This is a genomic window from Paenibacillus sp. NMA1017 (assembly GCF_058895805.1).
Genome location: NZ_JBZXYR010000001.1, coordinates 80,096 through 92,103 on the forward strand (window position 1 = coordinate 80,096; position 12,008 = coordinate 92,103).

The 12,008-nt window shown below is 46.3% G+C and carries 10 protein-coding genes; 1 reads left to right on the top strand and 9 read right to left on the bottom strand.

Going from position 1 to position 12,008, the window contains the following annotated elements; genetic code table 11:
- Positions 1-99: 99 nt before the first annotated feature.
- Positions 100-462: a hypothetical protein gene (locus AC5ELV_RS00370; protein WP_493428712.1), complete on the top strand. Its 363-nt coding sequence runs from the start codon at positions 100-102 to the stop codon at positions 460-462.
- Positions 463-585: 123 nt separating this feature from the next.
- Here the strand turns inward: AC5ELV_RS00370 and AC5ELV_RS00375 are convergent, their stop codons facing one another.
- The 9 genes from AC5ELV_RS00375 to rpsN all read right to left on the bottom strand — a co-directional run bounded on the left by AC5ELV_RS00375 (position 586) and on the right by rpsN (position 11,776).
- Positions 586-879 carry a DUF6509 family protein gene (locus AC5ELV_RS00375; RefSeq protein WP_493428713.1) on the bottom strand — a complete coding sequence of 98 codons (294 nt, stop codon included), beginning with the start codon at positions 877-879 and terminating at the stop codon, positions 586-588.
- A complete protein-coding gene (locus tag AC5ELV_RS00380) occupies positions 873-2,840 on the bottom strand; it encodes an ATP-dependent DNA helicase (RefSeq protein WP_493428714.1) in 1,968 nt (655 codons plus the stop codon). The genes AC5ELV_RS00375 and AC5ELV_RS00380 overlap by 7 nt, the downstream gene beginning before the upstream one ends.
- A 501-nt stretch (positions 2,841-3,341) precedes the next feature.
- On the bottom strand, positions 3,342-4,061 hold the full coding sequence (locus tag AC5ELV_RS00385) for a hypothetical protein (protein ID WP_493428715.1): 720 nt from the start codon (positions 4,059-4,061) through the stop codon (positions 3,342-3,344).
- Between the two features lie 78 nt (positions 4,062-4,139).
- Entirely contained in the window at positions 4,140-4,634 is a 495-nt protein-coding gene (locus tag AC5ELV_RS00390) for an RDD family protein (RefSeq protein ID WP_493428716.1), read from the bottom strand.
- 397 nt (positions 4,635-5,031) lie between these two features.
- On the bottom strand, positions 5,032-6,168 hold the full coding sequence (locus AC5ELV_RS00395) for a glycoside hydrolase family 88 protein (RefSeq protein ID WP_493428717.1): 1,137 nt from the start codon (positions 6,166-6,168) through the stop codon (positions 5,032-5,034).
- A gap of 56 nt (positions 6,169-6,224) precedes the next feature.
- Positions 6,225-8,135: a glycosyl hydrolase gene (locus tag AC5ELV_RS00400; protein WP_493428718.1), complete on the bottom strand. Its 1,911-nt coding sequence runs from the start codon at positions 8,133-8,135 to the stop codon at positions 6,225-6,227.
- Positions 8,136-8,163: 28 nt separating this feature from the next.
- Positions 8,164-10,068 (bottom strand): heparinase II/III domain-containing protein, encoded by a 1,905-nt coding sequence (locus AC5ELV_RS00405; protein WP_493428719.1) that lies wholly within the window; start codon positions 10,066-10,068, stop codon positions 8,164-8,166.
- 206 nt (positions 10,069-10,274) lie between these two features.
- Positions 10,275-11,267 carry a cation diffusion facilitator family transporter gene (locus AC5ELV_RS00410; RefSeq protein WP_025724173.1) on the bottom strand — a complete coding sequence of 331 codons (993 nt, stop codon included), beginning with the start codon at positions 11,265-11,267 and terminating at the stop codon, positions 10,275-10,277.
- 239 nt (positions 11,268-11,506) lie between these two features.
- A complete protein-coding gene (gene rpsN / locus AC5ELV_RS00415) occupies positions 11,507-11,776 on the bottom strand; it encodes a 30S ribosomal protein S14 (RefSeq protein ID WP_493428720.1) in 270 nt (89 codons plus the stop codon).
- Positions 11,777-12,008: the final 232 nt, after the last annotated feature.

Sequence of the window (12,008 nt, forward strand, 5' to 3'; positions counted from 1 at the left end):
ATGGACCAGTCACAATACCCACACCTCCTACCTGCTGGCTCGATAGGATAGAGAAAGATTCACAAAATATCCCCGTGCAACATAAGGAGGAGTTCATATATGGGGAAGCAATTTTTAAAGATAGCTGCCGTATATTTTGCCCTCAGTGTGCTACTTAGTGTAATTATCGGCGTGTCGGGTGATTGCAGGCTGTCCAATATTCAGTCTCATATCCATTTGTTGGGTTGGACAGCACTTGGAATTATAGGTCTGATCTATGTGACCTTTCCTGCACTTTCAGTTACTATTCTGGCACATATCCATTTTTGGATGCATAATATCGGTCTGCCCGTGTTGATATTGGCGATTATAGGTCAAAATTACAAGGTTCCAGAGGCTGAAGTTTGGATCGTCACAGGGTGGTTGTTACTCGCAGGGGGGACTATGCTGTTTATGGTGAATGTATGGGACAGACTGCGCTAGAGCAAATAAGTCCTCTTCATTGGCCATAAAAAAAGGAGCCTGATCATGTCAGGACTCCTTGATATCTTCGTTATATATTAGCTATACATCAGCTGTGCTAGCTAAGTGTTCTATACTGTTACTTCACTTTTCATCCTGTACATGTTCTTTACAGAAGTTCTCAACAGCTTGCAGCTCATCATCTTCAAGTTCAAGATCAATGTAACGATTCGTTACTTTTTCAATTAATTCATACTTCAGCAGTCCTGTCTTTTCTTCGTCTACTAAATAAAGACAACGGATATACAGTCCGTTTTCAGTGTATAGCTCGTCGTCCTCCTCTACCTCTACATCAATGATAAATTCATAACGCTGTCCAGTCAAAATACCAAAAGCATCTTTAATCTGATCTACGGTGTACGCTGTAAAGTTCAACATGTTTTTATTCCCTCCGGATTTCCTTCAATTACGGTGCATTCTACGCCCGCAGGCAGTAGTTGTTCAACTTGTGTACGTACTTCTTGACGACTCAAATCCTGGCCCATGATGGATATCCAGCCCCGATCATTACGCGAGCGAATTAAACGCCCTATGCCTTGTCTGAGTCTAAGTGCCATGTGAGGCATATCTATCTGAATAAACGGATCTGCTGCATCCTTGCGCAGAGCCGTAAAAACCGGATCATTCGGAGGAAATGGCAGGGACCAGATAATGACGTGCGATAGAGAAGGTCCAGGAATATCCAATCCCTCCCATAATGTAACAGCGCACAACACACTTTCCTCATCATTCTGAAAAGCTGAGATCAGATGGCTGATTTCAGCCGAACCTTCGTACAGAAAACGATAGGCAGACGCCTCCGGGTAAGCAACGAGACCCGTCTGGAATGCAGCCAATTCCTCCTGTGAAGGAAACAGGATAAGCGCTCTTCCCTGCGATTTCTCCAGCAGTGCCAGCGCTCTCTGGATTGGATCATCCCCCGCTTGCAACGGGTACAGTGCAGCTTGCATCTGATCGCTGTAGTCATAAGGTGAAGCAACAGAGAACGTTAGCGGATTTTCAATACCGAGACTCTGCGCCATATAGTCAAAAGAGCTTTCTATGGAAAGCGTAGCTGAAGAGAACACGATCGGTATATGCTGTGCAAATACTCGCTCTTTGAGAATCTCTTTTACCATCTTCGGCATAACCACAAGCGTTAATCCATCTTGATCCTCCATCACCCACGAAATGAGAAGTTCAGGACGCTTAAACAAAGCCAACGCGGTTTGAATCATTTCCAAATGTTCTTCCACAATTTTGACTTGATACTCATCCAAAGAGAATAGCCCGCTTTCAAATACAAGCTCTTCCTCGATCATGCCGATCAGTTCTCCGAAGCGGTTTACCTCTCGAGTTAGTGATTCATTCAGGATGAACTCCTTGCGATTAGAACCCTGGACAGGCTGACTGTTCTTATCAAGCGCAGCAAACAAAGCCTCGCTTTGAGAAATCGCATCTTCAATCGTCATTGCCAGAGATTCTCGCACTTCTCCCTCCAGCAGTCGGGTAATTATAGACTCAAACTGGGCGTGCTTAAGCTTGTAAGTAAGCGCATTTTGTGCCGCTGTCTCCAGCAAATGCCCTTCGTCAAAGACAACAGAACTGTGCTCCGGCAGCAACGGCAGCTGACCCTCGCGCTTTCTCGCTTCGTAGGTCCATACATGCTCCATATAAAAATCATGAGAGCAGATGACCAGATCTGCCGCTTTGCGGTAATGATCACGAGACAACGTCTGACCGCAACGATGCCGCTGATGGCAAACGAGACAATCTTGAAATACGTCCCATCCGAGTCTGCTCCACTGTCCATCTGTTAGCTCAGGATATTCCTTTCGGTTCCCGTAAGGAATGAAGGACTGTAGCGTATCTGGAAAATGAACAAAATCCGGTAGATCCTGATAAATATCACGGAAAACATCTGCGTCCTCATCCAGTCCGCTTCGCACCTCATCCAGCTTATTCAAGCAAATATACTGATCCGGCGACTTCCCCAATCTGGCATCAATCGTCAGACTCAAATGCTGTGCCAGCTTGGCGATATCCCCTTCCGGCTTTACCAATTGTTCAATTAACGATTCATCCGCACAGGCGATAATCGCCGGTTTTCTCATGTATCGGGCATATGCAATAGCGTACAGCAAGTATACCAGCGTTTTACCAGTGCCCACACCTGCTTCTGCAAAAATGGTCTTTTTTTCCTTATAGGCACGTTCTAGCTGGAATGCCATATAAATTTGTTCATCCCGAACCTCAAAGCCAACTTCAGGCAAAACTTCATAAAATACATCCGCAATCCAGTCACTTGCCTGCTCAATAAACGGCTTGGACGGATCAAAGGCAAAAGGGTAAGTAGTCAATCGGGCTGTGCCTCCAATTCGTTCATAATGTGCATCCTTTCATTATAACGCAAAACAAGCTAAAAAGAACATGAAAACTGTAAGAACAGCTTACATTTTTTATTTCGCTATAAGAATCCCTTTAAAATAAAGGGACATACTTTCGTCTGAGTGAGACGCTACGTGTAGCATTTGATCCTACAATCGCTGTTGCCCCGGGATTCTCAGATTTTCATAAACCTTTTAAAAGGTAAGAATCCCATGGCAAAGGCGAACGCTACGCTTCTTCAGATTCAAATCCTCCACTACGCTGAACACCACCGTTATATTAATATTTCATAAAGAAAGCTACATAGACATCTACGATGGGAAAATTTTTGAAAATGTCTACTTTTGCCCGTAATAGTAAATGAAGAAAATTATCATGACAAAACAAAAAACCAGAAACCAGCTAATGTATTGCAAGCATTAGCTGGTTTCTGGTTTTTTGATGAATATGCATTAAGCAGAAGCTCGTTCTCCTTAACTTATGTTTAAAATTCGCCAATTAGATCCAATTTTCCCCACGCTTATTAATACATGGTTTTGTTCTTCTCCATCTATATAAAGCTTAACTTCAAGCACCTGTATTTCTTGTATTTTCATACTTTGCTCCATAACATTTTTATTCTTTTTACTATGATTCGCAACTATTTCAGGCTTAGAATATGCGCTACTCACCTTCATTTCTTTGATTTTCTTCAGTTCCGTAGCGGCATTGGCTTCACCCATAACGATACGTTTGCTCATTATATCCGGGTTTGAATTTAAGAACAGTAGCATAAAAAATTTCTCCCAATACTGTTCATATTCCAAAAAACTTTTAAAAAAGTTATGGCTCTCAAAGGAAGGAATGGGAGCGCCCGCTTGAAGCTCATATGTATGCAGTATACTGAAATGATTATCTACCGTATTCGCACGATACTTTTCCATAATAGGGAAACATTTCAACGCGCTATCGAGATCATGATCATTTACAGCTTCAAAAAAGGCTTCTACTACCGATTCGGGCGTGGAAAATTGCGCCTCAGTGGGTTGTGGCAGATCTGCCTGCAAGTTCTCCAAAAAAGTACTTCCAGGCTGATCTTTTCTAGCATCTCCAGAGCTGATCTCTCCGGGGCTTCCTAAATTCGTACAACCCGCAATCATTATGAACAGCAGCAGAACTACAACTAAACAAAACATCCATTTTCGTTGTTGCATGAATTCATGTTCCCCCATTATTTTGAAAATCAAAGACTACCTAAGCTTTCCTTAATAATTGGTGATCTCCTCCGATACTTACAGAAAAGACGACTGCTGATTATATCGCTGCAACTCTTTTTTATGTACAACAAAGGTGTTGGTACAGAGATCATGGACTCCCTGTTTTTTAGGGGTAAAGGCAACTACAATATAAATAATATGAATAAACATAAAAGTAATAGCTTTAATCCAGTAACGCCCGGAGGCGTGCCAGAATTCAAGCCGCTTTCCTTCCTTGTCCACTACAATTAGAGAAAGCACAAGCTTACCTGGTGTTGCTTTTACCTTCGATGTTTCCCAGAGCACACAATACATCCACGGCACCACGAGCCATAAAATCAGTGGCCATAGCAAAGCTAACACGTATACAAAAGCAGTTTCCCCTATGCCAAGAAGGGATAGTATACTGGATACTCCTCCTCCTATTAAAAAAACGAGTACAGTGACAATGATGAAATCCAGCACAAACGCCGCCGTTCTTATCCAGAATCCTCCGTACATCCGTCTTTCAGTATCACTTGTTCCTGTCATGATATGTATAACTCCTTTTGCAAATGAGATTTAAAATCCAGTTTATTCCTTTACACAAGATGATATCATACGGTTACCTACCTATATTGTCAATTTACGAATAAATAATCTTAAACAAGTAAAAGGACCTATTTCCATGCATTAAAATGAAAATTTTATAGGAATTAAGAGCTTATATACAATGATTTTTCTTGGATTGGGTACAAAATAAGCGCTGCTACAATCTCTTAATCCCCTATAAGTAGTACTTTGGCATCGAAATAAATAAAGTCTTTTAATGCATAAAAAAACAGCATATATGTAATTGAAATTACACATACGCTGCTTCACAATTCATTCCGTAAATCTGACAAACGACAGTACGATTAAAATGAGTTCGTTCTTGCGCGCTTATATACTATATTTTCTTGCATTCAACACTAAACAAACCTTCTTCACCGCGCAACTTTGCCAATGCCTCGACAAAGAAATAATCGCCATAGATAATGGGAACGTTGATGTATTTTTGCTCAGGATAATGTACGGTCCCGTTTATCAGCAATCCCTCATGCTCCTCGCCCCACGCTGTACACGTATGATGCAAGCCCTCGAGGATAGATTCTGCAGCTTCTGTAAAATGCTCCGCACGGGTCGAATATTTTGCCAGCTCCAGCAAACCACTGACCGCAATTGCCGCAGCCGATGAATCCCATGCCCCGCGGTACTCTTCTTCTGCTCTAAAATCCCACACAGGCAGGCAAGCATCACCCAACTGGGATAGGAAAAAATCAGCCGTGTTCTCGGCCACCTTCAAATAACGCGAATCACGCGTGTACCCATACGAAAGCGTAAAACCATACAAAGCCCAAGCCGTGCCACGTGCCCAGGCAGAACCGGGAGCAAATCCCTGTCCGCCATGCTCGGCGACCTTTTTTCCAATCTCCGGATCGAATTCGACTACATGTGCGATAGAACCGTCTGAACGGACAAATTCACGTGCTATGGTATCTGCATGCTGCACAGCGAGAGCGGCAAAACGCGGATCTCCACTTTCCTCCGAAGCCCAATAAAGCAAGGGTAGATTCATCATACTGTCTATAATCGCAACGCCCCGTGTGTCCATGTCCTTCGAGGGGAAGTTCCACGCGCGAATAAAACGGCCATTCACGTTAAAACGGGCAGCCAGCAGATTGGCAGCCAACAACCCACGTCTTCTGGACTCTAAATCTCCGGTCAACCGATGGGCGGCCACACCGCTGAGCAGCCAAATAAAACCAAGGTCATGGTCTACAGCTTCGCTATTATAGAGTATTTTTTCCAAACGACCCTCACACCGCTGTGCAATCCCGGCAACTACACCGTCAGGACGCGCCCGATTAGCTAGCCATAGCAGTCCCGGATAAAAGCCTGCTGTCCACCACGCTTCTTCACGATTATCATAACGTCCACCCTCAGCAACATGTGGAAAAGCGTCCCCCAGTCTTGCCGCCAAGGCAAGCGTTTTATCCAAAGCCAGCTCCCACGATTGCTCCAGCCACGCTTCTGTTTTCGTCATTTCTTTTTCCTCTCCTTTTCCCACATGTTAAACCATATTTATGGCTCTAGCTCTATCTATTCAGGTAACCGAATGATAAAGGAAATGCGATTGCTTTCACATTCCAGACGCGCTCCCTTAAGTAAACCATTCCGACAGGCCACGGAAGCTAATTCTTCCGGCCATACCACGTTCGTTCCATCCGTCGTCGGGATGACTTCAAGACTTGCACCTGCGTATTCTACTCGAATGCTTTCCGTTTCTTTCCCAGCTGACATGACATGATGAATAACGCTGCGCTCCCGACCGTCGTACGCCATTAGGGGAATAAGTGCCCCTACATTCTGAATATTGCCTTGAAGCTCATACGCCACTTCAATTTTGCCGGGTACCTGACGATAATGCGTTCGGATTTCCCTCACTCCCGGGAATGGACCTTCCCACAAGAGAGTAAAATCCGTTGCTCCGTCAGACGCTGAGCTTTGTTCCAGCTGTACGGTTCCTCCGCCATCCTGCGGATCAATCCCTCCATCCCGGTCGAACTCCAACGTACCGGGAATACCTTCCGACAAGCTGTGCCACTTTCCGTCCTCCGTTTGCCAGGCCGGGGTATAGCTCAGCGGGAAAATATCTCCCTCCGCGAAGCCTGTAAAGCCGCGGTCTGCGTGACCTGCTGAGGACGGACCGATCAGCGACGGCAGCGCAGACTGCTGAATACGCACGATGCCCGGAACATTGTACGGGTCGTTGACCGATGTTTGCACAAGCATTTGCTGCCCCTCTACGGCTGCAATGACAGTCTGGAACCAACCGTCCGTTGCCAACACCCGGCTGCCGATCTCCGCCGGGATGAAGGTTGGGGAAATGCGATCCATCTCCTCATCATGTAGAAGGGTGTGGGCCAGCACAGCCGCCGTCCACAGACTGTAGCAGGTATGATTCGAGTACACCTCAAAGCCATGTCGTGCCTCGGACGAATAATGATTGCGGACGATATGCAGCTTGCCGTCATCGGTCTGCCAACGGCTAATCGCTTGCCAGCATAGATCTGCTGCCCGTCGGAACGCACCTGCGAGCCCATGCTCTCCTGCTGTCATAGCCTGCTGAGCATGTGTTGTAAAGACAAAGGCCGCCGCCGCTTCGTTCCACTGATGCTGCGCGCTTCTTCCACGCGGCGGAATTTCCCCGTGCGGGGATAGCGTCAGTAATGTGCTGAGCGCCCCCCTGCGAAGGTGGTCACGAAGTTCGAGTGCGCAGCTGCCATCATACCCGTTCTCCAGCATCACGCCCAGGTGGAAGCGTGTAACGATATCGTAGGCAAATGGGCTATTGGGCCGATCCAACGGACCATCCTGATACAGACCCAAACCGGTAAAACGAGGCAGATGATAGCTGCGGATATACGTTTCCATCCATTCCGAATCGGCTGCAATTCCTTCCGCTGCACGCAAAAACTCGCCGGAAATCATAATCGCATTCCAGTTAATCATCCGGTTCGGATTTTTCATTTTGCTCATCGTAAAAATGTAGGTCTGCTCCGGCTGAATTCTGCTCAGTTGCTGCTTCCATGCCGTGGCTTGTTCTGGCAGCAGATTTTTAAGGAGCCGATACGCTCCCATCATCATAATTGGAAAAAAGTCTGGGTGGTGATCTGGCGCTTTTCCCTCCACTACACAAGCTATGCTATGCGTCAAGGCCGCAGCAGCAGATTCCAGTAAATCATGCCGACCTTCTTTGACCAACACCGCCGCAGCCAACGCATAGGACGGGGTGGAGTAGTACCGTTCACTTTCAGAATGGGGGTCAATAATAGCTCCGGTATCATCCTGATGCAGGGCATATGCACGAACCAGCTTTTCCAGCACAGCCAGCTTATGTTGGTGAGTCCATCCGTCATTCACTCGGTTCGGTGCGCTTTCCACCTGTTCTATAAATCTCTCCAGTTCCTTCTGCCAAGGGTACGCGCTGCCTGTCTTCAGCTTATTCATCCTGTCTGCCTCCCATTCAAAATGAAAATTAATGTATGGTAAAAAACAGATTGCAATCTACGCTTGCAGAACCGTTCCAGTGATTGGAGCTCAGCTGCAGCGATGTTTTATAAAACACAAAGGGAACTCCGTCATGATCTATGTGCTTCACAGCCTCCACCCCCGCCTGCAGCACGCTGTCATCATAATCCAGCCTGACCACTGCGTTCGTTCCCTTCCATTCCGCGAAGCCTGCTCCCAGATTAGGCTGAATACGGCTGATGAAAAGCTCCTCCACATCCCATGACTTCATGCTCACGCCAGACGTTTCAAACTCAAAATGATCTGTGACGGTAAGCCTTGCTCCCTTGCTTCCCTCCAGTACAGTCCATGTGAAGGAGCGGGTGAAGACTGCCAATTCTTCTACGGGATAAGCAGATGTCAAATCAAGCTTAAGTCTTGTGCCTGGCTGTACCTCCTCCTGCTCATCCAAAGCAATATCCAGTACAACCGCCTTTGCCTTTGCGCCCGATTGCTGCATAGTCCCATTGATGACAGGCACGGAGTGACCTCCGGAGGAGATATTGATAATCGACTCTCTTCCCGGTGAAAAATAGGCTTTCGTGTATAAGCCTGCTCCCAGATCACACAATAGATTTTCGCCACCACCATGAAGGATAAAGTGTCCAAGATCGTTATGATTGTGCGGTTCATTGTTATGCCCAGCCTTCGCTGAAAATGCAAGCATGACACCTGATTCACCCTTTTGGTATCCAAGTCCACTATGGCTGGAACTGCGGCTGCGGCACATCAGCCAACCAAGTTGCGGCAAATAATTGGCAACGGTCTCACCGCTCCCAAATGCCAAAGGATTCGTCCAGACCAGATTACGCAATACATGAGCCCAGCGGCGACAGGGGTCTTCCAACAGACCAGGTACACGGAAAGGGAGTGTAGATGGTCGTTCTTGCAATGAATTCAAATGAGAGATGAGTCCGGAAGGCAATCGTTCCGTTTCACTACTGTCCGAATAATTAGCAAAAATGCCATCCGACAGATGAACCCGCTCTGCAAAGGCTGCAATTTGCCTAACCTTTTCCGAGTTCAGAATATCCACAGCTTCCTCGGTAAATTCACGCAGCATATCAGCAAAATAAACGAAAAAACCAAAGCCGTACACCCAGTATCCTACGCCTTCGGGGCATCCCCCGTCCTCACTGTAGCCTGCCAAAAAACAATCCAGCGCGCCCAGCATACTCTCGATGGCTGCCGCTCTCGAAAAGTCGTCTTCTACCAGCAGCAGTGCTGCAATTCCGCAACCCGAAGCACATACTGCCGACCAGTTATGATCTGCGGTTTCCCATCCAAAATGACGAGGCTGCCAAAAAACGGGTTCGAGTACACGACGTTCGATCTCTTCGTGCACCTGAGCAACCACATGGCTAGCCAGTTGTTCTCCTAGCAGCAATAAAATTTCAACCAGCATTTGTGCTGTTTCGGACGCGAATAAATCTACCTGCTGCCAAGGCGGTGTTACTGTGTCCTCTTCATTGACATGTGCTGGAAGCGCCCATGTGTACTCGCTGCATATGTCCAGCAGACCGCTTTCCACCGCTTTCATCTTTCGAGGCTCCGGCTTGACAACCGCTTCCAGCACTATAGCAACCAGTCGTCCACGCCGTTCGAAGTACACATCCTCATACGGCTTGCGCTCTCCTGTATTAACAAATTCCCGAAATAGAGACAACGGCAGTTCAGGCCATGATGTTTCCCGATTATCTTTACAGACACGCTCAATATCCATCCAAAGCTCTGCGTATATCGGCTCAGAGACAGTTGTCCGCAGCCTTTTTGTCCAATTACTCCTTAACCGTTGTCTTGCTGAATCCTGCATACCGCCAGCCATCGCCTTAACGAGCCGCGAAGCAGGCCAAGCCTCCCTCAGAAGACTCATTTGCCTTTCCTCCCCATGAGAAGCATTCGTTTCACCCTCTTTTTTGTTAACGCTTTCATTGTATCTAACAATCATCCTAAATTCAAAGGGGTAGTAAAACAATTGAGAAAAAATAAAAGAACCTCCCTGCCCCGTTGCCGTGGTCATGGAAGTTCTTGTTTTACACTATTGCCAATCTCTGTCCAGATTCGCTTTGATCATGTTTTCTAAACTGTGGGTTTCTCTTGTTTCCACTTTCTAATCCCATCATCCTCCAGAATACCCAATGCTGCATCTGAGATATTAGGATCACGTAGCAAAGCGTCCTCGACTCTAAATTTAATATCGTCAGCATCTGCCAGCGTCATGCCTGGTGTTAGCTCAATCAACCCTTCCACGTGATAGTAGCGTCCCTCCTGCAAAATGCGCATTTGATAAATATCCGTTACATGTGTATCTGCTAGAATAATGGAAGCCACACGTTCTTCAATATCAGGAGGAGCAGATACACCGATCAAACCTACCATGTTGTCGTAACCGACCCGGAAAGCAACACCGACCATCAAACAACCGATGAGAATACTCGAAATTCCGTCCAGCAGTTTAAAATCTGTCAGCGATGTGACCACCACTGCTAGCAGGGCGAGTACTCCACCCGTTGTTGCTACCAAATCTTCATAAAATACCAGACGGGTTGGCGGTGCAGCACGCCCCACATGGCGGAACGCAGTGGTGAAAATGCTTAGCCCCTTCGCTTCTACTCTGGATTCATGCAGCACTTCTTTCATCGCTTTGCTCCATACAAATCCGTCCACCACTAGTGACAAAATCAGCACTACTACATTAATCCAGAATCCATGTGTAGATTCAGCCGGATGCTGCAGCAAATGAATGCCTTCCAATGCGGTTTCATAGGCCATAATCGTTACGACAATAACGGCAACCATACAGAACAGGTTAATTACTCGTCCAAAGCCGGTAGGAAAGCGTTTTGTCGGTTTTTTCTCTGCCAGTACACTGCCCGCGAATACAAACATTTGATTCACTGCATCCGCAATGGAATGCATCATCGTAGCAAACATAGAACCACTGCCTGTCAAGGCAAAAGCAATCCCCTTAATCAAGGCAATGCCGGTATTACCTAACGCCGCCGAGCCCGAGGATTTGTTTCCTTTTTTGACCATACTCCAAAAGGAGTCCTCTTTCTGTTTCACTTCCATCTTGTAGCTCCTCCTGAGGTATACATAATCTGATCGTTTGTTATGTATTATTTTTAACCCGTCCATATTCTACCTAACCAGTTGAGGAGAATCAATACAAACGATAATATTTTCCATGGAAAAGGAATGCCCCATGTCCCCTACGACATGAAGCATTCCCGTTAAGACCTTCTATCAGACATACCCTCAGGTTAACAACACAGATAATCTCCATGCGCTGACGATCGACATAAGCCTGTTTACCAGCTTGATTTCGTAATGCCTGGTATTTGGCCTTTATGTGCCAGCTCGCGGAACGCGATACGAGACAGCTTGAATTTGCGCAAGTATCCTCTGGGTCTGCCTGTCAGCTCGCAACGGCTTTTCAGGCGGGTTGGAGATGAGTCACGCGGAAGCTTTTGCAAAGCTTGGTAGTCCCCTTTTGCTTTCAATTCACGTCTTAGATCCGCATATTTAGCTACAATTTCCTGCCGTTTCTTCTCTTTTACGACTTTTGACTTCTTGGCCATGTAAAGCTCCTCCTTGTGATATATGCCAATCATGAAGGTTCACCCTCACTACCGCGAGATTGATGAACACGGATATGAACATGATTCCACACCATTAATAGTAATAATTACGATTAATATTTAATATACCGCTGCTCCAGGTGTGTTGTCAACCCAAGCGGTTTGAATCACAACATTAAAAAGCCGTTGAAACAGTAGACCCCTTTCACTCTTGTGATCGGTCTGCCGTTTC